The organism is Nonomuraea longicatena, assembly GCF_039525605.1.
GTDB lineage: Bacteria > Actinomycetota > Actinomycetes > Streptosporangiales > Streptosporangiaceae > Nonomuraea > Nonomuraea longicatena.
The window spans coordinates 205,044-226,594 of sequence record NZ_BAAAHQ010000007.1; the positions used below are offsets into that span (position 1 = coordinate 205,044).

23 protein-coding genes are annotated in these 21,551 nt (G+C 72.1%); 3 read left to right on the top strand and 20 right to left on the bottom strand.

The genetic code is table 11. The annotated features are described in order from the left end of the window. Positions 1-12 precede the first annotated feature (12 nt). The 12 genes from ABD120_RS08850 to ABD120_RS08905 all read right to left on the bottom strand — a co-directional run bounded on the left by ABD120_RS08850 (position 13) and on the right by ABD120_RS08905 (position 11,378). Complete coding sequence (locus ABD120_RS08850; protein ID WP_343949242.1) at positions 13-276, bottom strand: phosphoribosyl-ATP diphosphatase; 264 nt, start codon at positions 274-276, stop codon at positions 13-15. A 168-nt stretch (positions 277-444) separates the two neighbouring features. Beyond that, the gene (locus ABD120_RS08855; RefSeq protein WP_343949243.1) at positions 445-2,511 is read right to left on the bottom strand and encodes a DEAD/DEAH box helicase; all 2,067 of its coding nucleotides are present in this window, start codon (positions 2,509-2,511) and stop codon (positions 445-447) included. Positions 2,512-2,777: 266 nt separating this feature from the next. Then, on the bottom strand, positions 2,778-3,140 hold the full coding sequence (locus tag ABD120_RS08860; RefSeq protein ID WP_343949244.1) for a metal-sulfur cluster assembly factor: 363 nt from the start codon (positions 3,138-3,140) through the stop codon (positions 2,778-2,780). Next, positions 3,137-3,577: a Fe-S cluster assembly sulfur transfer protein SufU gene (gene sufU / locus ABD120_RS08865; RefSeq protein WP_343949245.1), complete on the bottom strand. Its 441-nt coding sequence runs from the start codon at positions 3,575-3,577 to the stop codon at positions 3,137-3,139. Before sufU ends, ABD120_RS08860 begins: the two co-directional genes overlap by 4 nt. Positions 3,578-3,579: 2 nt before the next feature. After that, positions 3,580-4,833 carry a cysteine desulfurase gene (locus tag ABD120_RS08870; protein WP_343949246.1) on the bottom strand — a complete coding sequence of 418 codons (1,254 nt, stop codon included), beginning with the start codon at positions 4,831-4,833 and terminating at the stop codon, positions 3,580-3,582. Next, positions 4,833-5,579 carry a Fe-S cluster assembly ATPase SufC gene (gene sufC / locus ABD120_RS08875; RefSeq protein ID WP_343949247.1) on the bottom strand — a complete coding sequence of 249 codons (747 nt, stop codon included), beginning with the start codon at positions 5,577-5,579 and terminating at the stop codon, positions 4,833-4,835. Before sufC ends, ABD120_RS08870 begins: the two co-directional genes overlap by 1 nt. After that, positions 5,579-5,899, bottom strand: a complete 321-nt coding sequence (locus ABD120_RS08880; protein ID WP_343949248.1) for a non-heme iron oxygenase ferredoxin subunit — start codon at positions 5,897-5,899, stop codon at positions 5,579-5,581. Before ABD120_RS08880 ends, sufC begins: the two co-directional genes overlap by 1 nt. After that, entirely contained in the window at positions 5,896-7,020 is a 1,125-nt protein-coding gene (gene sufD / locus ABD120_RS08885; RefSeq protein WP_343949249.1) for a Fe-S cluster assembly protein SufD, read from the bottom strand. Before sufD ends, ABD120_RS08880 begins: the two co-directional genes overlap by 4 nt. Beyond that, positions 7,020-8,432, bottom strand: a complete 1,413-nt coding sequence (sufB, locus tag ABD120_RS08890) for a Fe-S cluster assembly protein SufB (RefSeq protein WP_343949250.1) — start codon at positions 8,430-8,432, stop codon at positions 7,020-7,022. The genes sufD and sufB overlap by 1 nt, the downstream gene beginning before the upstream one ends. Beyond that, positions 8,429-9,121, bottom strand: a complete 693-nt coding sequence (locus ABD120_RS08895) for a helix-turn-helix transcriptional regulator (RefSeq protein WP_343949251.1) — start codon at positions 9,119-9,121, stop codon at positions 8,429-8,431. Before ABD120_RS08895 ends, sufB begins: the two co-directional genes overlap by 4 nt. Positions 9,122-9,290: 169 nt before the next feature. Then, a complete protein-coding gene (locus ABD120_RS08900; protein WP_343949252.1) occupies positions 9,291-10,505 on the bottom strand; it encodes a multidrug effflux MFS transporter in 1,215 nt (404 codons plus the stop codon). A 96-nt stretch (positions 10,506-10,601) separates the two neighbouring features. Continuing rightward, complete coding sequence (locus tag ABD120_RS08905; protein WP_343949253.1) at positions 10,602-11,378, bottom strand: VOC family protein; 777 nt, start codon at positions 11,376-11,378, stop codon at positions 10,602-10,604. A 161-nt stretch (positions 11,379-11,539) separates the two neighbouring features. On the opposite strand from ABD120_RS08905, the gene ABD120_RS08910 reads away from it, so the two are divergent. The 3 genes from ABD120_RS08910 (at position 11,540) to ABD120_RS08920 (ending at position 14,278) form a co-directional block, all read left to right on the top strand. After that, positions 11,540-12,448: an ABC transporter ATP-binding protein gene (locus ABD120_RS08910; RefSeq protein WP_343949254.1), complete on the top strand. Its 909-nt coding sequence runs from the start codon at positions 11,540-11,542 to the stop codon at positions 12,446-12,448. Then, positions 12,445-13,212: an ABC transporter permease gene (locus ABD120_RS08915; RefSeq protein WP_343949255.1), complete on the top strand. Its 768-nt coding sequence runs from the start codon at positions 12,445-12,447 to the stop codon at positions 13,210-13,212. The genes ABD120_RS08910 and ABD120_RS08915 overlap by 4 nt, the downstream gene beginning before the upstream one ends. Before the next feature lie 151 nt (positions 13,213-13,363). Then, positions 13,364-14,278 (top strand): EamA family transporter, encoded by a 915-nt coding sequence (locus tag ABD120_RS08920; protein ID WP_343949256.1) that lies wholly within the window; start codon positions 13,364-13,366, stop codon positions 14,276-14,278. Positions 14,279-14,284: 6 nt separating this feature from the next. Here the strand turns inward: ABD120_RS08920 and ABD120_RS08925 are convergent, their stop codons facing one another. The 8 genes from ABD120_RS08925 to ABD120_RS08960 all read right to left on the bottom strand — a co-directional run bounded on the left by ABD120_RS08925 (position 14,285) and on the right by ABD120_RS08960 (position 21,548). Continuing rightward, positions 14,285-14,959 carry a GntR family transcriptional regulator gene (locus ABD120_RS08925; RefSeq protein ID WP_343949257.1) on the bottom strand — a complete coding sequence of 225 codons (675 nt, stop codon included), beginning with the start codon at positions 14,957-14,959 and terminating at the stop codon, positions 14,285-14,287. Next, positions 14,959-15,915, bottom strand: a complete 957-nt coding sequence (locus ABD120_RS08930; RefSeq protein WP_343949258.1) for an ornithine cyclodeaminase family protein — start codon at positions 15,913-15,915, stop codon at positions 14,959-14,961. Before ABD120_RS08930 ends, ABD120_RS08925 begins: the two co-directional genes overlap by 1 nt. A 22-nt stretch (positions 15,916-15,937) precedes the next feature. Continuing rightward, positions 15,938-16,906, bottom strand: coding sequence for a proline racemase family protein (locus ABD120_RS08935; RefSeq protein WP_343949259.1), 969 nt, complete (start codon positions 16,904-16,906; stop codon positions 15,938-15,940). Next, the gene (locus tag ABD120_RS08940; RefSeq protein WP_343949260.1) at positions 16,903-17,904 is read right to left on the bottom strand and encodes a proline racemase family protein; all 1,002 of its coding nucleotides are present in this window, start codon (positions 17,902-17,904) and stop codon (positions 16,903-16,905) included. The genes ABD120_RS08935 and ABD120_RS08940 overlap by 4 nt, the downstream gene beginning before the upstream one ends. Positions 17,905-17,978: 74 nt before the next feature. Continuing rightward, on the bottom strand, positions 17,979-18,863 hold the full coding sequence (locus ABD120_RS08945) for a dihydrodipicolinate synthase family protein (protein WP_343949261.1): 885 nt from the start codon (positions 18,861-18,863) through the stop codon (positions 17,979-17,981). Further along, complete coding sequence (locus ABD120_RS08950) at positions 18,863-20,164, bottom strand: FAD/NAD(P)-dependent oxidoreductase (protein WP_343949262.1); 1,302 nt, start codon at positions 20,162-20,164, stop codon at positions 18,863-18,865. The genes ABD120_RS08945 and ABD120_RS08950 overlap by 1 nt, the downstream gene beginning before the upstream one ends. Then, the gene (locus tag ABD120_RS08955; protein ID WP_343949263.1) at positions 20,161-20,409 is read right to left on the bottom strand and encodes a (2Fe-2S)-binding protein; all 249 of its coding nucleotides are present in this window, start codon (positions 20,407-20,409) and stop codon (positions 20,161-20,163) included. The genes ABD120_RS08950 and ABD120_RS08955 overlap by 4 nt, the downstream gene beginning before the upstream one ends. Continuing rightward, positions 20,406-21,548: an NAD(P)/FAD-dependent oxidoreductase gene (locus tag ABD120_RS08960; protein WP_343949264.1), complete on the bottom strand. Its 1,143-nt coding sequence runs from the start codon at positions 21,546-21,548 to the stop codon at positions 20,406-20,408. Before ABD120_RS08960 ends, ABD120_RS08955 begins: the two co-directional genes overlap by 4 nt. Positions 21,549-21,551: the final 3 nt, after the last annotated feature.

Below are 21,551 nucleotides of genomic sequence, written 5' to 3' on the forward strand. Positions count from 1 at the left end.
CTCGATGTCCCCTTACAGGTGCTTGTATACCTCGTCCAGCCCGATGCCTCGGGCGATCATCAGCACCTGCACGTGGTACAGCAGCTGAGAGATCTCTTCGGCGGCGCGGTCGGCCGACTCGTGCTCGGCGGCCATCCAGGACTCCGCCGCCTCCTCGACGACCTTCTTGCCGATGGCATGGACGCCGGCGTCGAGCGCGGCCACGGTGCCCGAGCCCTCAGGCCGGGTACGCGCCTTGTCTGACAGCTCGGCGAACAGCTCTTCAAAGGTCTTCATGATCTCTCGTCTGTGTCGGCTGGATATGCGGGTCCAGCCTAGTCGGGATGGGGGCCCGGGCGGTGCCACGTCCACGACACGAGACAGCCCGGTTCGCAGGCCGCCGGAGAACGCGACAGCCCGCCGCGTCCCCGGACGGGACACGACGGGCGTGATCAGCGGACTGCGTCAGCGGCCGTAGCGGCGGGCGCCGCCGTCCCGGCCGCGAAAACCGCCGCGCTCGCCGGAGCGGAAGCCGTCGCGCGGACGGTCGTCCGAGCGGTAGCCGCCCCGGGGGCGGTCGTCGGCGCGGTGGCGCGGACGGTCGTCGGAACGGTGGGCGCCCCGCTCGGCGGAGAACGGCCTGCCGCGCTCGCCGCGCTCACCGGAGACGGAACGACCCTCACCGGAGAACGGACGGCCTTCGCCGGAGCCGGAGAAGGAGCGGCCCTCGCCGGAGAACGGACGCCGCTCACCCGAGAAACCGCGACCCCGGTCGCCGTCGCCGCGGACGCCGCGCTCACCGGAGCGGAACCCGCCTCGGTCCTCGCCCGGACGCGAGCCACGGTCGTCACGGTAGGAGCCGCGCTCACCGTTGCGGAAGGAGCCCCGGTCCTCGCCCCTGAACGAACCCCGCTCGCCGCGGAAGCCGTCACGGCCGCCGGACCCGCTCCGGTCACCCGGGCGGAAGCCGTCGCGGCTCTGACGGCCGCCGTCACGGCCGCCGAAGTTGTCGCGTGAGCCGTCCCGGGAGCCGAACTCGCGACCGGGCGCACCGTCACGGCCGCCATCGCGACCACCGTCACGCCCGCCCGGGCGGAAGCCGCCGGAGCGCTCCTCGCCGAACGTCCTGGGCTCGCCGTCATGGTGGCGGCGCGGCCTGCGGTCGGCGTCCCCGTCGAAATCGTGGCGGCGCGGCCTGCGCTCGCCCTCTCCGTCGAAGTCGCGGCGGCGGCGGTTGTTGCGGCGGTCCGAGCCGCCGTGACCGCCCTCGCGGCGGGGACGCAGCGGCTTGCGCACGTCCGGCTCCCACACGGGAATCGACTCGCCGCTCGGCGTACGGGCCCCGGTGACCTCGATCAGGCGCTCGTTGCCGGGAACGGCCTTCAGCCGGAACGGGTGGATGCCCGCCCGCCGGGTGAGCTGGTCGGTGGAGCGGCGCTCGTTGGGCAGCACCAGGGTGACGACGGTGCCCTTCTCGCCCGCGCGGGCGGTGCGGCCGCCCCGGTGCAGGTAGCTCTTGTGGTCCTGCGGCGGGTCGAGGTGGAGGACCAGGCTGATGCCGTCCACGTGGATGCCCCGGGCGGCCACGTCGGTGCAGACGAGTACGTTGACCGAGCCCTCGCGGAACTCCGACAGGATGCGCGTGCGCTGGTTCTGCCGCTTGCCGCCGTGCAGGCCGCCGGACTTGACGCCGACGCGGGCGAGCTGGCGGCACAGGCGGTCGACGCCGTGCTGGGTGCGCACGAAGATGATCGTGCGGCCCTCGCGGTTGGCGATCTCGGCTGCGACGTCGAACTTGTCGTCGCGCGTCACCTGCATCACGTGGTGCTCCATGGTGTCGACCGGTGAGGTCGCGGGCGCCACGGAGTGCGTGATCGGGTTCTTGAGGAACTTCTGGACGAGCTTGTCGACGTCGCCGTCGAGCGTGGCGGAGAACAGCAGCCGCTGCCCGTCCCCGGGGGTCTGCGCGAGCAGGTCGGTGACGACGGGGAAGAAGCCGAGGTCGCACATGTGGTCGGCCTCGTCGAGGACGCTCACCTCGACCTGCGACAGCGAGCACTCACCCTGCCGGATGAGGTCGCCGAGGCGGCCCGGGGTGGCGATGACGACGTCGATGCCGCGCCGCAGTGCCTCGACCTGCTTGCCCATGGACATGCCGCCGACGACGACCTTCATGCGCAGGCCGAGGCCGCGGCCGAGCGGCTCGATGGCGTCGTGCACCTGGAGGGCGAGCTCGCGGGTGGGAACGAGGATCATCGCGCGCGGGTGCTTGGGCGTGGGCTTGACGCCGGCGATGCGGGCCATGGTGGGCAGGCCGAAGGCGAGCGTCTTGCCGGAGCCGGTCTGGCCACGGCCGAGGACGTCGTTGCCGGCGAGCACGTCGGGGATGGTCGCGCTCTGGATGGGGAAGGGGGCGTTGATGCCCTGACGGGCCAGGCCGTTGACGAGTGGCGCGGGCAGGCCCAGCAGCTCGAACTCGGACGGACCCGGCTCCGGGCCGGTTTCGGGCAGGGTGATGTCAAGCGTGGTCACGAAGATCGTGCCTTTCGGTCGAAGTGGCGCGTCACTTCTGCGAAAGGACGAGCCGGGACGTGCGGGTGCGCCGCACCTGTGCGGGAGGTACCTCGGGCGCCTTGATGAAGGCGGCGATCACGCGCACCGGGTGCCGGCGCAGGCGGCGGGAGACGCGCGATGAGGCGTCAGGTGCACGTGTGGCCAACGCGGAAGGGGGTGGTGATATTCCCACATCGGCATGCTGAATCGGCTGACACTGGGTGCGTCAGCCGACAGCGTTCAGGTCAGACGTTGAAGCCTAGCATACGGAGCTGTTCGCGCCCCTCGTCAGAGATCTTGTCAGGGCCCCACGGCGGCAGCCACACCCAGTTGATCTTCACGTCGGAGACCATGCCGTCGAGCGCCGAGTGCGCCTGGTCCTCGATGACGTCGGTGAGCGGGCAGGCCGCGCTGGTGAGCGTCATGTCGATGGTGGCGACCGGGCGCTCGCCCTCGGCCGGGTCGAGGTTCAGGCCGTAGATGAGGCCGAGATCGACGACGTTGATGCCGAGTTCGGGGTCGACGACGTCCTTGAGGGCCTCCATGACCTCCTCGGCCGTGACCTCTCCGTCGTACCCCTGCGTCGGGGTCTCCACGGGCTTGCTCATTGCTCAGCACTCCTCACCACAGCGTCCTTGTAAGCCATCCAGGACAGCAGCGCGCACTTCACGCGCGCGGGGAACTTCGCCACCCCGGCGAAGGCGACGGCGTCGCCGAGGACGTCCTCGTCGGCCTCCACCTGGCCCCTGCCCTGCATGAGCCGGGTGAACTCGTCGACCACCGACAGGGTCTGCGCGACCTCGTGGCCGGTGGCCAGTTCGTACAGCACCGACGCGGCGGCCTGGCTGATGGAGCAGCCCTGCCCCTCGTACGACACGTCCTCGACCCTGCCGCCCTCGCCGAGCCTGACCCGGAGCGTGATCTCGTCGCCGCAGGTCGGGTTCACATGGTGGACCTCGGCGTCGTAGGGCTCGCGTAGTCCGCGCCCCTGCGGGTGCTTGTAGTGCTCCAGGATCAACTCCTGGTACATCGACTCGCCGATCATGACTATGCGAACACCTTCTGGACGTGATGCAGGCCGCGTACCAGGGCGTCGATCTCGCCCGTGGTGTTGTACAGGTAGAACGACGCCCGCGTGGTGGCGGGTATTCCGAACCGCAGGTGCAACGGCCGCGCGCAGTGGTGCCCCACCCGGACCGCGATGCCGAACTCGTCGTCGAGGATCTGCCCGACGTCGTGCGGGTGGATGCCCGAAAGCGTGAACGACAGGGTACCGCCCCGCTCGACCGTGGTGGCGGGCCCGATGAGCCGCAGCGACGGTACGGTCGCCAGCGCGTCGAGCGCGTAGGCGGTGAGCTCGTGCTCGTGCGCCTCGATCGCCTCCATGCCCACAGAGGAGAGGTAGTCGACCGCCGCGCCGAGCCCGATGGCCTCGACGATCGGCGGCGTGCCCGCCTCGAACTTGTGGGGGTAGGGGGCGTAGGTCGAGCGGTCCATCCAGACCGCCTCGATCATCTCGCCGCCGCCGAGGAAGGGCGGCATGGCCTCCAGGAGTTCGCCGCGGGCCCACAGCACTCCGATGCCGGACGGGCCGACCATCTTGTGCCCGGTGAAGGCGACGAAGTCGGCGCCGAGCGCGGCCACGTCCACGGGGTGGTGCGGGACGGACTGGGAGGCGTCGAGCATGACCAGCGCGCCGGCCTCACGGGCGCGGCGCAGCACCTCGGCGACCGGGTTGACGGTGCCGAGCACGTTGGACTGGTGGGCGATCGAGACGATCTTCGTCCGCTCGGTGACGACCTCGCCGGACAGGTCGAGCCTGCCCTCGTCGGTGACGCCGAACCACTTCAGCGTCGCGCCGGTGCGCTGGGCCAGCATCTGCCACGGCACGATGTTGGAGTGGTGCTCCATCTCGGAGATCACGATCTCGTCGCCGGGCCCCAGGGTGAAGCGCGGGTCCTCGTTCGTGCGGTTGCCGAAGGAGTAGGCGACGAGGTTGAGGGCCTCGGAGGCGTTCTTGGTGAAGACGATCTCATCGCGCGAGGGCGCGCCGACGAAGGCCGCGACCTTGTCACGCGCGTCCTCGAACGCCTGGGTGGACTCCGTTCCGAGGACGTGCATGGCCCGCCCGACGTTGCCGTAGTGCATCGCCAGGTGCTCGCGCATGGTCTCGACGACCTGCACGGGCTTCTGGGAGGAGTTGCCCGAGTCGAGGTAGACCAGCGGCCTGCCCCCGGGCAGCTCGCGGGAGAGGACAGGGAAGTCCTTCCTGATCCTCTCCACGTCGAACGCGCTCGACATTAGACGGCAGCCTTCGTGTAGGCCACGTAACCCTCGGCTTCGAGCTTGTCGGCCAGTTCGGGGCCGCCCTCCTCGACGATGCGCCCGCCCGCGAAGACGTGCACGAAGTCGGGCTTCACGTAGCGCAGGATGCGGGTGTAGTGGGTGATGAGCAGCACGCCGGTCTCGCCGGTGGCGCGGAAGCGGTTGATGCCCTCGGAGACCACGCGCAGCGCGTCGACGTCGAGGCCGGAGTCGGTCTCGTCGAGCACGGCGATCTTCGGCTTGAGGAGTTCGAGCTGGAGGATCTCGTGGCGCTTCTTCTCACCGCCGGAGAAGCCCTCGTTCAGGTTGCGCTGGGCGAAGGCGGCGTCGATGGACAGGGCGTCCATGCCGGACTTGAGGTCCTTGGCGAACTCGCGCAGCTTGGGGGCCTCGCCCCGGATGGCGGTGACGGCCGAGCGCAGGAAGTTGGAGACGCTGACGCCGGGCACCTCGACGGGGTACTGCATCGCCAGGAACAGCCCGGCGCGGGCGCGCTCGTCGACCGACAGCTCCAGCAGGTCGACGCCGTCGAGCAGCACCTGGCCGCCGGTGATGGTGTACTTCGGGTGACCGGCGATCGCGTAGGCGAGCGTCGACTTGCCCGAGCCGTTGGGGCCCATGATGGCGTGGGTCTGACCGGCCTTCACGGTGAGGTTGACGCCGCGAAGGATCTCCTTGTCCTCGACGGCGACCTTCAGGTCACGGATTTCGAGAGTGCTCACTATGACTCCTTCGAGAGCGAGACGAGCACGTCATCGCCATCGATCTTGACTGTGTAGACGTTCACGGGCTTGGTGGCGGGCGGGCCGGTGGGCTTGCCGCTGCGGATGTCGAAGCACGAGCCGTGCAGCCAGCATTCGAGGGTGTCGTCGTAGACCTCGCCCTCGCTGAGCTTCACTTCGGCGTGGGAGCACACGTCGTGCAGGGCGTAGACCTCCGTGCCCTTGCGCACGAGCGCGACCGGGGTCTCTCCGACCTCGGTGCCGAGCACCCCGCCGTCGGGGATGTCGGCCACACGGCACACCTTCTCGAATGTGCTCACCGGGCGAGCTCCGCTTCCACGGCGGTCAGCACGCGCTCGCGGATCTCCTCGACCTCGATCTTCTCGATGAGCTGGCCGAGGAAGCCCCTGATGACCAGGCGGCGGGCCTCGTCGAAGGGGATGCCCCTGGCCTGGAGGTAGAACAGGTGCTCGTCGTCGAGGCGGCCGGAGGTGGAGGCGTGGCCGGCTCCGGCGACCTCGCCGGTGAGGATCTCCAGGTTGGGGACCGAGTCGGCGCGGGCGCCGTCGGTGAGGATGAGGTTGCGGTTGAGCTCGTAGGTGTCGGTGCCCTCCGCCGCGACCCGGATGATCACGTCGCCGATCCAGACGGCGTGCGCGGCCTCGCCCTGCAGAGCGCCCCGGTAGTCGACGTTGCTCTTGCAGCTGGGCTCGGAGTGGTCGACCAGCAGGCGGTGCTCCAGGTGCTGCCCGGCGTCGGCGAAGTACACACCGGACAGGTCGGCGTCGCCGCCGGGGCCGGTGTAGGAGACGCTGGGCGACAGGCGGACGAGGTCGCCGCCGAGGGTGACCACGAAGCTGCGGAAGGTCGCGTCCTTGCTGAGCTGGGCGTGATGGTGGGAGACGTGCACGGTGTCGGCGGACCAGTCCTGCAGGCTGACGACCTTGAGCGTGGCGCCGTCGCCGACGACGAACTCGATGTTGTCGGCGTAGACGGCCGAGCCGGTGTGCTCGACGACCACGACGGCCTCGGCCATCGGCTCGACGACGACCACGATGTGGCCGTAGGCCGCGCCTTCGCCGCCGCCTCCCTTGATCTCGATGGAGACGGCGCCGTCGGGGACGGCCTCCTGGGGGACGGTGACGACCAGGGCCTTCTCGAACCCGTTGTAGGCCTGGGCGCTGACGCGGTCGGCCGGGGTGTAGGCCCTGCCGATGCGCTCGTCGTCGCGGCCGACCCACTCGCTGCGTACGCCCTCGGGCGCGCGCACCTGGGTGACGACCTGGCCGACGGCGGCGGCCTTGCCGTTGTGCAGGCCCTTCAGCCGCGACAGCGGCGTGAACCGCCAGGCTTCCTCGCGGCCCGTCGGCACCTCGAAGTCCTCCAGTTCGTAGGAGGACTTCTCGTGCAGGGTCGACAGGGGCTTCTCGTTCAGGCCCATCAGCCGACGGCTCCTTCCATCTGCAGCTCGATCAGGCGGTTCAGTTCGAGGGCGTACTCCATGGGGAGTTCGCGGGCGATCGGCTCGACGAAGCCGCGCACGATCATCGCCATCGCCTCGTCCTCGTCGAGCCCTCGGCTCATGAGGTAGAACAGCTGGTCCTCGCTGACCTTGGAGACCGTGGCCTCGTGGCCCATCGAGACGTCGTCCTCGCGGACGTCGACGTAGGGGTAGGTGTCGGAGCGGCTGATCTGGTCGACCAGGAGCGCGTCGCACTTGACGGTGCTGGCGCTGCCGTGGGCGCCCTCCTCGATCTGGACCAAGCCCCGGTAGGAGGTGCGGCCGCCGCCGCGCGCCACCGACTTGGAGATGACGCTGGAGGAGGTGTGGGGCGCCAGGTGGACCATCTTGGACCCGGCGTCCTGGTGCTGGCCCTCGCCGGCGAAGGCGACCGACAGGGTCTCGCCCTTGGCGTGCTCGCCCATGAGGTAGACGGCGGGGTACTTCATCGTGACCTTGGAGCCGATGTTGCCGTCGATCCACTCCATGGTCGCGCCCTCGTAGGCGACGGCGCGCTTGGTGACCAGGTTGTAGACGTTGTTCGACCAGTTCTGGATGGTCGTGTAACGGCAGCGGGCGTTCTTCTTCACGACGATCTCGACGACCGCGGAGTGGAGCGAGTCGCTGGAGTAGATCGGCGCGGTGCAGCCCTCGACGTAGTGGACGTAGGAGTTCTCGTCCACGATGATCAGGGTGCGCTCGAACTGGCCCATGTTCTCGGTGTTGATCCGGAAGTAGGCCTGCAGCGGGATCTCGACCTGGACGTTCGGCGGCACGTAGATGAAGGAGCCGCCGGACCACACGGAGGTGTTGAGCGCGGCGAACTTGTTGTCGCCGACCGGAATGACCGAGCCGAAGTACTCCTTGAACAGTTCCTCGTGCTCGCGCAGGCCCGTGTCGGTGTCGACGAAGATGACGCCCTTCTCCTCAAGGTCCTCACGGATCTTGTGGTAGACGACCTCCGACTCGTACTGGGCCGCGACGCCCGCGATGAGGCGCTGCTTCTCGGCTTCGGGGATGCCAAGCTTGTCGTAGGTGTTCTTGATGTCGGCGGGGAGCTCGTCCCAGGAGGTCGCCTGCTTCTCGGTGGAGCGGACGAAATACTTGATGTTGTCGAAGTCGATGCCGGTGAGGTCGGAGCCCCAGGTGGGCAGCGGCTTCCTGTCGAACAGGCGGAGGCCCTTCAGGCGCAGGTCGAGCATCCATTCCGGCTCGTTCTTCAGCCCGGAGATGTCGCGGACGACCTTCTCGGACAGGCCGCGCTTGGCCGCGGCGCCCGCAGCATCGGGGTCGGCCCAGCCGAACTTGTAGTTTCCGAGGCCTTCCAGCTCCGGGCGGTCGGTGACAGTCACCTTCCGGTCTCCTTGCTCTCTCTTATCCGAACGGGGCTGACGTGCGTGGTGCAGACCCCGTCGCCGTGTGCGATGGTGGCCAGGCGCTGCACGGGTGCGCCGAGAAGCTGCGCGAACGCCTCCGTCTCGGCCTCACACAGCTGCGGGAACTCCGCGGCCGCGTGCGCCACCGGGCAGTGGTGCTGGCAGAGCTGGTCGCCGCCGGACTTGGCCTTGGTGGCCGAGGCGGCGTAACCCTCCGCCGACAGCGCCTGGGCCAGCACGTTGACGCGCTGATCCTCCGGCACTGTCCGCATGACCGGCTCGATCCGCCGCAGCAGGCCTTCGACCTGTGAGCGGGCGAACTCGGTCACGGCTTCCGCGCCCATGCGCTCGGCCAGGAAGCGCAGCGCGCTCCCGGCGAGATCGTCATAGGCGTGCTCGAAAGCACTGCGCCCCGCGTCGGTGATGGCGAACAGCTTGGCCGGTCGCCCTCTCCCGCGCTGGCCGCGCGGGCGCGCGGTGCGGGGCTCGATCATCCCGTCGGCCAGCAACGCGTCGAGATGTCGCCGAACGGCTGCGGGGGTCAGCCCGAGCCGTTCGCCCAGCGCGGCGGCCGTGACGGGACCGTGCTCCAGGATAAGCCGGGCCACACGCGCGCGAGTACTGCGCTCGTTTCCCGGCTCGATCGCTGAGGACACGGGCTTCACTGGTCACTCACCCACTTCTCGCCTGCCGCGCGGAAGGCCTCGGCCCTCTGCCCGGCTCGCGGCGCAGGGCTCGCTTCCTGTTTTCACAACATCAGTGTGCCGTAATTCCTTCCCGGTTCTCAAACGCTCAGCGAAATGCGCAGAATGTAATTACTCACGCAGGTTAGCCTTACCTAACACCACGTCCGAGCAGGGTGAACGTCGCGCCGGCGAGAAGGAGCAGGCCCGCCATCACGGCGACCATGGGCAGCGCCGTACCGGAGCCCGCCAGGCCCACCAGCGGGGCGGCGGCCGCGCCGAGCGCGAACTGCAGCACCCCGAGCAGCGCGGAGGCACTGCCCGCCACCTGGGGCGGCTGGCCCGCGAGGGCCATGGCGCCGGTGGCGGGCAGGACGAGACCCTGCCCGCACATGACGACGAACAGGCCCGTCACGACGGCCGCGAGCCCGAGCCCGAGCAGGACCGCGGTCAGGAGGACGGCGCCGCCGACGAGCGTCAGCGCCACACCGGCGAAGACGAGCCGCCTCGGCGCCACCCGCCCCGACAACCGCCCGCCCACCTGGGCGAGAACGGTCAGGCCCAGCGCGTTGAGCCCGAAGATGAGGGAGTACTGCTGCGGGGTGGCCGCGTACACGCCCTGGAGCACGAACGGCGAGCCGGAGATGTAGGCGAACATCGCCGCGAAGGACAGCCCGGCGGTCAGGGTCGGCGCCATGAACGAGCGGTCGCGCAGCAGCCGCCCGAACGTCCGCACGGTACGGCTCAGCCCCCCGCCGCCGTCGCGCGCCTCGGGCGGCAGCGTCTCCTTGACGCCGGGCACCACGAGCACCAGGAGCAGCAGGCCCATCAGGCTGAGGGCGACGAAGACGCCGCGCCAGCTCGTGAAGGACAGCAACTGCGCGCCCGCGACGGGCGCGAGGATCGGCGCGAGGCCGCTGACCAGCATGAGGGTGGCGAAGATCCGGGCGATGGCGGGCCCGTCGTACAGGTCGCGGACGACCGCGCGGACGATGACCAGCGCGGCCCCGCCGAGGACGCCCTGCAGCAGGCGCATCGCGATGAGCACGGGGACGTTCGGGGCGAAGGCGCACAGCAGCGAGGCCACCGCGAACCCGCCGACGCCGACCAGCAGGGGCAGCCGGCGCCCGCGAACGTCGCTCAGGGGCCCGGCCAGCACCTGGCCGGCGGACACGCCGATGAGACAGGCCGTGAGGGTGAGCTGGACCTGGGCCTCGGCCGAGCCCATCTCGGCCGCGATGGCGGGCAGGGCCGGCAGGTACATGTCGATGGCCAGGGGGCCGATGGCGCTCAGCGCGCCCAGGATGACCAGGAGCGCGGTCCTCCGCTCCGTCCTGGACGCGGACGTGGCCTCGGCCACGGACATGCGTGCACCCCTCTTCCTCGCCGACCGGACGGCCAACGAGGGCCGAGGGGTGCAACAGCCCTCAATCCCTCAGCATTCCCAATTTTTAGGAATATTTCAGGCGTGCTCGTGGAGCTGGATGACCGAGAACACCGCGCCCTGCGGGTCCAGCAGCATCCCGAACGGGCCGGGCGGCGCCTCCATGCGCTCGACCAGGACCGCCGCCCCGAGATCACGGGCCTTGGCGATCGTCGCGGGCAGGTCGGCGACCGCGAAGTAGGTCGCCCAGTGCGACGGCGTCTCCGCCGGGAAGTCGGAGTCCATCGCCATCATCCCGGCGACGGACTCGCCGCCCTTCTGCCACTCGGTGTAGGCGAAGCCCCCCATGTCCTGGGTGTGCGGCTTCCAGCCGAAGACCGGGCCGTAGAAGCGGGTGGCCGCCTCGACGTCACGGCTGACCAGCTCGTTCCAGCAGAAGGAGACCGGCTCGTTGACCAGTTCCGCGCCGTGGTGCCCGCGCGGCTGCCAGGCCGAGACGTAGGAGCCGTCCGGGCTCTGGAAGACCGCCATCGTGCCCTGGTCCAGTACCGGGAAGGGCCCGGCGACCACCGTGCCGCCCGCGTCCTTCACCCGGCCGGCCAGCGCGGCGGCGTCGTCGGTGCTGACGTAGACGTTCCAGACCGTCGGGACCCCCTCCTGCTGGACCGGGCCGACGCCCGCCACGGCCTGGTCACCGTAGTAGAACTGGCCGTACCCGCCCGCCTCCGGGTCATCCGACATGCGCGCGGTCCAGCCGAACAACTCGCCGTAGAAGCGCACCGAGGCCGGTACGTCGGTGCTGGACAGATCCACCCAGCAGGGAACGCCCGGGTCGTATGCAGTGCGAACTGACACTTCCCCTCCTTCGATGAACGAGCCCCCCAGGTCACACAATCACGGGCCGTGTCCGGCGGTCAGGCGACTTGGCCGGTTGCAACGCAAGCCTTTACACGCGCGCCTCCACCGCCGTGGAGGCCGCAGCCCGGAGCACCGCCGCCAGTCCCTAGACTTCTGGCATGGATTCCCCAGCCGTCGAGATCATCGACCTGGTCAAACGGTACGGCGGCAGCACCGCCCTCGACGGCCTCACGCTCTCGGCGGCCCGAGGCCGGGTGACCGCGATCCTCGGCCCCAACGGCGCGGGCAAGACCTCCACGATCGAGATCTGCGAGGGCTTCCGCCGCGCCGACGCGGGCACCGTCCGCGTTCTCGGCGCCGACCCCGCCGACGCCCGGTTGCGCCCGCGCGTCGGCGTCATGCTGCAGTCGGGCGGCGTGCCCCCGGCCATGCGCTGCGCCGAGTGGCTGCGGCTGGTCGCCCGCTTCCACGCGCGCCCTCTCGACCCTCGGGCGCTGCTCGCCCGGCTCGGCCTCGCCGAGCACGCCCGCACCCCGTTCAGACGGCTGTCCGGCGGCCAGCAGCAGCGTCTGTCGCTGGCCGCGGCCGTCGTCGGGCGACCGGAGCTGGTCTTCCTCGACGAGCCGACCGCCGGGCTCGACCCCCAGGCCAGGCACGCCTGCTGGGACCTCGTCGGCGACCTGCGCACCGCAGGCGTCTCCGTCGCCCTGACCACCCACTACATGGACGAGGCCGAGCGCCTGGCCGACCACGTCGTCATCATCGACAGGGGCCGCGTCGTCGCAGAGGGCAGCCCGGCCGAGCTCACCGGCGCCGAGCGCCAGCTCCGCTTCCGCGCCCGCCCCGGCCTCGCGCTGGAGGAGCTGCTCAACGCCCTGCCCGTCGGCAGCGCGGCCAAGGAGTCGCCCGCGGGGCACTACATCGTCGAAGGGCAGGTCGGGCCCGAACTGCTGGCCACCGTCACCGCCTGGTGCGCGGCCGAGGGCGTCACCGTCGACGACCTGAGCATCGAGCGCCGCACGCTCGAAGACGTCTTCCTCGAACTCACGGGACGCGAACTGCGATGACCACCCTCGACCTCACCCCGGCGCCCGGTGCGGCGCCGTTCCCCCGGATGGTGCTCGCGCAGGCGGGCGCCGAGGTGCGGGCCATCCTGCGCAACGGCGAGCAGCTGCTGCTCACGCTGGTCATCCCGGTGCTGCTGCTGGTGGGCTTCTCGCTGGCGCCGCTGATCGACATCGGCGGCGGCAGCCGCGTCGGTTTCCTGGCCCCCGGCGTACTGGCGCTGGCGGTCATGTCGACGGCGTTCACGGGGCAGGCGATCGCGACCGGCTTCGAGCGCCGCTACGGCGTGCTGAAGCGGCTGGGCGCCACTCCCCTGTCGCGGTCCGGGCTGCTGCTGGCCAAGACCACCGCGGTGCTGCTCGTCGAGCTCCTTCAGGTGGTGCTCATCGTGGGCGTGGCGCTGATGCTGGGGTGGCGGCCCGCCGGGTCGTTCCTGGGGGCGGCGCTGCTGGTGCTGCTGGGCACGGCCGCCTTCAGCGGGCTCGGGCTGCTGATGGCCGGGGTGTTGCGGGCGGAGGCGACGCTGGCCGCCGCCAACCTCGTCTACCTCGTGCTCCTGGGCGCCGGCGGAGTGGTGTTCCCGCTGTCGAAGTTCCCCGAGGGCGTCCGGCCGGTGCTGGAACTGCTGCCGATCTCGGCGCTGACGGGCGGCCTGCGCGCGGTGCTGTCGGCCGGGGGCGGACTCCCGCTGGGGGCACTGGCGGTGCTGGCCGCGTGGGCGGTCGTGACGCTGGGCCTGGCGGCGCGCACCTTCCGCTGGGAGTGAGCGCCCACCGGGAGTGAGCCCGCCGGGAGTGAGTCCGCCGGGAGTGAGCCCGCCGGGAGTGAGCACGCTGGGAGTGAGCACGGCCCCGCCGCCTGGCGGCGGCGCCGGGGTGAGTACCCTCTGACGACAGTCTCCCCGCCGAAGGACCCCCGTGACCGCGTTCGCCCTCGACGACTCCCTGGACCGCTCTCGCCTGCCCGGACCCAACGGGCTGCTGCGCACGGCGGCCGACTCGATCCCGCCGTCCGGCCTGGTCCTGCTGGCCATCTTCTCCGTGCAGCTGGGCGCCGGGTTCGCCAAGGACCTGTTCGCCGTGCTGCCGCCGAGCGCGGTCGTCTTCCTGCGCATCACCGCGGGCGCTCTGATCATCGGCGCGATCGCCCGGCCGAAGCTGCGCGGGATGTCGCTGCGCGACTGGGCCATCGGCGTCGGGTTCGGCCTCACGCTCGCGGTGATGAATCTGACGTTCTACGAGGCCATCGCCCGCCTGCCGCTCGGCATCGCGGTCGCGATCGAGTTCCTCGGCCCGCTCGGCGTCGCCGTGGCCGCCTCCCGGCGCCGGCTCGACCTGGCCTGGGTGGGGCTCGCGGCCGCCGGGGTGCTCCTGATGGCGCCGTGGGGCGACTCCGCGTCGGTCAGCTGGGCCGGCATCGCGTTCGCGCTGGTGGCGGGGGCGTGCTGGGCCGGATACATCCTGCTGGCCGCCGCCGCGGGCAGCAGGTTCCCCGGCGCGACGGGCCTGTCGTTCGCGATGGTGGTCTCCGCCATCGTGATCGCGCCCGTCGGGGTGGCCAGCGGCGGCGCCGACCTGCTCCAGCCCGAGCTGCTGCTCATCGGCCTCGGCGTGGGCCTGCTGTCGTCGGTGATCCCCTACTCCCTGGAACTGCAGGCGCTGCGCCGGATGCCCAAGCACGTGTTCGGCATCCTGATGAGCCTGGAACCCGCCATGGCGGCGCTGATCGGGCTCATGCTGCTGGGCGAGATCCTCGACGTCCGCGAGTGGGCGGCCATCCTGTGCGTGGTCGGCGCCAGCCTCGGGGCCACCCGCGTCCGCAGGAAGGGCTGAGCGGGCTCACTCCGGACGGTTGGCCCAGATGCCTCTGACGTGGTTGATGTGCGTGGTCATGAGGTGTTCGACGGCCGCCCGGTCGCCGGACTTGAGCGCGTCGAGGAGCCTGAGGTGCTCGCGGGCCGAGTCGGCGAGCTCGCCGCGCTCCCGCAGCTGCGGCAGGCCGTAGAGCCGGGCCCTGTTGCGCAGGTCGCGGACCACCTCGACCAGGTGCGCGTTGCCGGACAGCGACAGCAGCTCCACGTGGAAGCGAAGGTCGGCGTCGACGTAGGCGAGCAGGTCGCCGCTCTCGGCCGCCGTGACGATCTCCTCGGCGAGGGGACGCAGCCGCTCGAAGTCGGCCGCCCGCTCGGCCGAGGCCAGCCGGGCGACCGTGGGCACCTCGATCAGCTGGCGGATCTCCGTCAGCTCGTCGAGGTCGCGGTCGGACAGCTCCATGACGCGGAAGCCCTTGTTGCGCACGGCCTCGACCAGCCCCTCCTTGGCGAGGTCGAGCATGGCCTCGCGGACCGGCGTCGCCGAGACGCCGAACTGCCCGGCCAGCACCGGGGCCGAGTAGACGACCCCGGGCCGCATCTCGCCGGTGATCAGTGCCGCCCGGAGCGCGTGCGCGACCTGCTCACGCAGGCTCTGCCGCTCACCTACCACGGGCAGGTCGAGCCGGTCCTCCGCAGCCATCACGCGTATCCTCTCCCTTGGGCCCACGCCTCATAGGCCGCCGCCGCGACCACCAGATCTTGCCAGGCCATGCCCGTGCCCTTGAACAGCCTCGGCCCCTGGCCCGCTTGCACCGCTCCGCCGACGAGTTCGGCGAGATTACCGGCGATATGACCAGTGGGGATCGTACCGTGACGGACCGGAATGATCACATCGCCCGCCTCGGCCAAGGCTGAGGCCCTGGCCTCGACGACCACGGTGGAGCGTACGACGAGGTCGTCGTCGACCTCGCGGGCGCCAGGCTCGTGGGAGCCGATCGCGATCACCAGGGCACCGTCGCGCGGCAGGGCGCCGGGGAACAACGGCTGCCTGGAGGTGGTGCAGCAGGCCACGATGTCGGCCTCGGCGACCGCGCGGTGGGCCTGCTCCCGCCCGCCCGCGACGGCCGCCGACAGCCCGAGGGAGGCGCAGCGGCCCGCGAGCGCGGCGGCGGTGACCGGGTTGCGGGCGACGACGGTGACCTCGTCGAGGGGGTGGGTGGCGCGCAGTGCCCGGACATGGCCCCACGCCTGGGGTCCGGAGCCGAAGACCGTGAGCGTACGGGAGTCCGGCGCGGCCAGGTGGCGGGCGGCCAGCGCCGAGACCGCAGGGGTGCGCGACGCGGTCAGCGCGAGGCCGTCGAGAACGGCGAGCGGGGCCAGCGTGTCGCCGTCGAACAGCAGGTAGGCGCCCTGGATCCGGGGCAGTCCACGCGCGGGGTTGCCCGGTGCCACGGTGACGGCCTTGACCCCCGCGTAGCGGCCGCCGGAGGCGGGCATGAGCAGCAGTTCCCCGCCGGGCAACGGCATCGACGGGCGCGGCGGCGCGGCCTCGGGGTCGAGCCCGTCGCGCAGGGCGGCTTCGAGGAGGTCCACGGCGCGGGCGGGGGGCACCAGCCGCTCGATCGCGGCGGCATCGAGATACGGCGGTTGCGACACCGGGCCTGCCTTCCTGGGACCTTCAGCGGAGGGTGAAGCCATGGCCGACGGGGTCGGCCGGGTCGAGGTCGAACACATGGCGGCCGGTCCGGTAGGCCATGCCCTCGACCTCGGGCACGATCCCCTGCTCCGTGCGCGCGACGACGCGGGCGACGAAACGGGAGCCGACCACACTGTCGTGCGTGAGCACCAGCCCGTCGCCGTGGCTCTCGGCGAGCAGCGCCAGCCGGGCGCAGGTGCCGGAGCCGCACGGGGAGCGGTCCACCTCGCCGTCGGCGAACACGGTGACGTTGCGCTGGTGGAGCGGCCCGCCGACCTCTTCGTGGAAGATCACTCCGTACAGGTCGGGGTGGCCGCTCAGCGCGGCCTTCACCCGGCGGCCGGCGGCGACGAACGCGGGCAGGTGCTCGGGTTCGACGGTGAGGCCGAACGCGGAGGCGGGCACGCTGGCGTACAGGGCGCCACCGTAGGCGAGGTCCACGGTGACGTCCCCCGGGGCGGCCCCAGTGGAGTCCCCAGGGGCGTCCCCAGTGACGGCCTCGACGGGCACGTCCCGGGCGACGACGTACGAGGCCACGTTGCGGAAGGCCACCGACACCACCCGCCCCTCCTCGCACCGCACCAGGGCGGTGACGCGGCCGGAGGGCACGTCCACCACCACCGGGGTCACGGCGCCGGTCACGGGCACGAGCCCCTCCTGGACCGCGTGGACGCCGAGGGCGATGGTGCCGTGGCCGCAGGCGGTGGAGTAGCCGTCCTTGTGCCAGAAGAGCACACCCAGGTCGGCGCCGGCGTCGTCGGGCGGGACGAGGAAGCAGCCGTACATGTCGGCGTGCCCGCGCGGCTCGTGGCACAGCAGGCGGCGCAGGTGGTCGACGTGCCCGGTGTTCCGGCGGCGCTCGGCCACGGTGGCGCCCGGGATCTCGGGCACGCCGTCCACGGCGATGCGGAACGGCTCGCCGCCCGTGTGGTAGTCGACCGTGCGGATCACAGCTGGAACCCCTCGGGGAACGGGTCGCGGGGGTCGAGGAAGTACTGGGCGGTGCCGGTCACCCAGGCACGCCCGGTGATGGACGGGACGATCGCGGGCCGTCCGCCGACGGTCGTCTCCTCCAGGGCGCGGCCGACGAAGCGGGTGCCGATGAAGGACTCGTTGACGAAGTCGGTGGCCAGCGGCAGCTCGCCCCTGGAGTGCAGTTGGGCCATGCGGGCGCTGGTGCCGGTGCCGCACGGGGAGCGGTCGAACCAGCCGGGGTGGATGGCCATGGCGTGCCTGGAGTGGGCGGCGGTGGAGCCGGGGGCGGCGAAGTAGACGTGGTGGCAGCCCCTGATGCGCTCGTCCTCGGGGTGGACGGGCTCGTCGGCGGCATTGACGGCGGCCATCGTGGCGAGCCCTGCGGCGAGGATCTCGTCCTTGGCGGCCCGGTCGAACGGCAGCCCGTAGGAGGCGAGGTCCACGATGGCGTAGAAGTTGCCGCCGTAGGCGAGGTCGTAGGGGACGGCGCCGAAGCCGGGGACCTCGACGCGGGCGTCGAGGCGGTCGGTGTAGGAGGGGACGTTGCGCAGCGTGACCGACAGCGCCATGCCGTCCCGGACGGCGACGTCCACGGTGACGAGCCCGGCGGGCACCTCCAGGCGCACGGTGGTGACGGGCTCGACGACCTCGACCATCCCGGTCTCGACGAGGACGGTGGCGACGCCGATGGTGCCGTGCCCGCACATCGGCAGCAGCCCGGACACCTCGATGAACAGCACACCCCAGTCGGCGTCCGGCCGGGTGGGGGGCTGCAGGATGGCGCCGCTCATGGCGGAGTGGCCGCGCGGCTCGTTCATGAGCAGGCGGCGGATGTGGTCGAGATGGTCGCGGAAGTAGACGCGCCGCTCGGCCATGCTGGCGCCGGGGACGGTGCCGACGCCGCCGGTGATCACCCGGGTGGGCATGCCCTCGGTGTGTGAGTCCACGGCGTGGAAGACCCTCTGTGTGCGCAAGGCTCCCCTTCGGTGGTGACGCGGTGTCGGTGGTGACGCGGCCGCCCGCGCGGGGGCGGGCGGCCGTACTCAGGCTAGGACAGCCCGTCCGCGAGGACCTTGGCGATCACGGTGCGCAGCTCGGGCGAGTCCAGCGGCAGGCGGGGCGGGCGGCACGCGCCGCCCCGGCGACCGGCCTCGTCCATGGTGAGCTTGATCGCCTGCACGAACTCGGTCTTCGCGTCCCAGCGCAGCAACGGGTGCAGCGCCCGGTACAGCGGCAGCGCCGTCTCCAGGTCGTGGGCCATCGCGGCGCGGTAGAGCGCCACGTTGGAGGCGGGCAGCGCGTTGGGGAAGCCGGCGATCCAGCCGACCGCCCCGGCCAGCGCCAGCTCCAGCAGCACGTCGTCGGAGCCCACCAGCAGGTCCAGGCCCGGGGCGAGTTCGGCCAGTTCGTAGGCCCGTCGTACGTCGCCGGTGAACTCCTTGACCGCCACGATCAGGCCCTCGGCGTGCAGCCTCGTCAGCAGCGCGGGCGTCAGGTCGACCTTGGTGTCGTAGGGGTTGTTGTAGGCGACCACCGGCACGCCGGCCGCCGCGACCTGCCGGTAGTGACCGAGGACGGCCTGCTCGTCGGCGCGGTAGGAGTTGGGCGGCAGCAGCAGCACCGAGCCGCAGCCGAGGTCGCGGGCGTGCTCGGCCCAGCGCCTGGACTCCGCCGCCCCGTAGGCGCCCACGCCCGCCATGACGCGCTCGCCGCCGACCGAGGCCACGGCGGTCTCGACGACGCGGGCGCGCTCGTCGGCGGTCAGCGTCTGGTACTCGCCGAGCGAGCCGTTGGGCACCACGCCGTCGCAGCCGTTGTCGACGAGCCACCGGCAGTGCTCGGCGTAGGCGTCGTAGTCGACGGACAGGTCGTCGTCGAACGGCAGCGCCGTGGCCACCATGACGCCGTGCCAGGGTTGCGTGCGATCGGTCATCACGAATCCTTCTGTGGGGAGGCGAGTTCGCCGAGCGTGATCGGCTGGGCGATGGGGCGGCGGGGGGCCTGCTGAGGTTGCCCGGACAGGCAGGAGACGGCGTAGCCGCACATGCGGCCCTGGCACCAGCCCATGCCGGGGCGGGCCAGGAGTTTGATCGAGCGGGCGTCGGCGGCACCGAGCCGCTGGGCCTCGCGGACGCGGGCGAGGGGGACCTCCTCGCACCGGCACACGAGGGTGTCCTCGCGCAGCCAGCCGGTCCAGCCGGGCCGTACGGGGTAGGCGCGGTGCAGGGCGGCGGCGAAGGCGCGCAGGCGGGCCCGGCGCCGCAGGAGCACGGCGGGGACGTCGGCGCCTCCGGCGGCGGCGAGGCCGGCGATGCGGCCTTCGAGTTCGGCGAGTTCGCTGCCGCCGACGCCGGTGGGCTCGCCCGCCGCCCAGACGCCGGGGACGCTCGTCCGCTGGCGGGCGTCCACGGCCACGACGGGGCTGCCGTCCGCGTCGGAGGCGGTGGCGCAACCGAGCTGGACGGCAAGGTCGAGTTGCGGGACGAAGCCGTAGCCGACGGCGAGCGTGTCGCAGGCGACCCGCTTCGCCGAGCGCGCCCGCCAGTCGCGGCCGAGGCGGGCGACGGTGACGCCGGTGACCTCCTGCCCGCCGTGGGCGGCGATCACGGCGTGGCCGGTCAGGTACGGCACGCGGTGGCGGGCCAGCCTGAGCGCGTACCCCGCGGCCTCACCGGCCTTCCCCAGCGCCAGGATCGGGTGCCCGGCCAGGCCGAGCCCGCTGGAGGCCTCGTAGACGCCGACCACGTGGGCGCCCGCCCGCGCCAGGCCCGCCGCGACGGGGAGCAGGAAGGGGCCGGTCCCGGCCACCGCGACGCGCCTGCCCGCGACCACGCCGTCGCCTTTGAGCAGCGCCTGGGCGCCGCCCGCGGTGAGGACGCCGGGCAGGTCCCAGCCGGGGAAGGGCAGCGGCCGGTCGTGGGCGCCGGTGGCGATGAGCAGGCGGCGGGCGAGGAGCGGCGGCTCCCCCTTGGCATGGACGGTGAACGCGCCGTCCTCGGCGGCGACGGCCCAGATCTGGCGGCGCGTCCGCACCTCGGCACGGGCCGACAGGACCTCGCACTGGCGGGCGAAGCGGGCCTTCGGGCGCTCGCCGAGGGCGTGGCGGTGGTATTGGCCGCCGAGGCGCGCGTTGCCGTCGAGGAGGACGACACGCAGGCCGAGGAGAGCGGCGGTGAGCGCCCCGGCGACCCCGGCGGGTCCGCCGCCGACGACGGCGAGGTCGTAGGCGCTCACGTGGCGCTCACCTCGTCGCCGGGCGCGGCCTCGGTCAGGCAGGCGCGCTCGGGGGCGGCGCCGTTCACGCTGACCAGGCAGTCGAAGCAGACGCCGATGCCGCAGAACAGCCCGCGTGGCCGCCCGCCGAAGCGGGTGGTCCGCCAGGAGCGGATCCCGGCCGCGTGCAGTGCCGCGCCGAGGCTCTGCCCTGCGACGACCGGTACGGCCCGGCCCTCGAAGACTATCTCGAAGCGTTCTGTCACCGTTCCTCCTCACCGAACCGGTCCGGGCGGAACGGGCGCAGATCCATCTCGGGACGTTCACCGGCGAGCCGCTGGGCCAGCAGGTAGCCGGTGGCGGGGGCCAGGCCGATGCCCGCGCCCTCGTGGCCGCACGCGTGGTAAAGGCCGGGCGCGCGCGGGTCGGGGCCGATCACGGGCAGATGGTCGGGGCAATACGGCCGAAAGCCGCAGTAGGAGCGGATGGCCCGGACCCCGGCCAGCGCCGGGAACAGCTCGACCGCCTGGGCGGCCAGCCGCGAGAGCACGGGCAGCGAGGTCGTGCGGTCGAAGCCGACACGTTCGCGACTGGCCCCGATCAGGACGGTCCCCGCCGGGGTGCCCTCGACGACGGCTGCGGTCGCGAGGTCGGCGGAGTCGCTGGCCACGCCTTCGGCGTAGGCGGCTGTGTACACCTTGTGCCTGATGAGAGGTTTCGGCAGGGGCTCGGTCACGAGGATGAAGCCGCGTCTCGGCAGCACCGGCAGGTGCACCCCGGCCAGCCGGGCGAGGTCGCCGCCCCAGGTGCCGCCGGCGTTGACGACGGCGCCGCCGAGGATGTCGCCGGCGCTGGTGCGTACGCCGGTGACGCGCTCGCCCGAGCGCAGGAAACCGGTGACGGTGACGCCGGTGCGCAGGCGCAGTGTGCCCCGGCCGTGGGCGCGGGCGCCGTGATCGAGGAGCCTGGCGGCGGCGAGCATGGGCTGGACCTGGGCGTCCTCGGGGTAGTGGACGCCGCCGGCCAGCCCCGGCGCCAGTTCCGGCTCGTAGCCGGGCAGCGCCTCGCCGGGAACCGCCGTGTGCTCCACGCCCTGTGCGGCAGCCAGATCGGTGAGCTGCCGGTAGGCGTCGGCGGTCGCGGCGACGACCAGGCCGCCTTTGGCCTCGAACTCGAACCCGCCGTGGCCGGCCAGTTCGCGCCAGAGGCGGTTGGACAGCAGCGCGAGGTCCAGTTCGGGGCCCGGCTCCTTGTCGGAGACCAGGATGTTGCCCTCACCGGCGCCCGTGGTGCCGCCCGCGACGGGGCCTCGGTCGACGACGGTCACATCGAGCCCGGCGCGCGCGGCGTAGTAGGCGCACGCGGCGCCGACCACTCCGGCGCCGATGACGATCACGTCGGACATCGG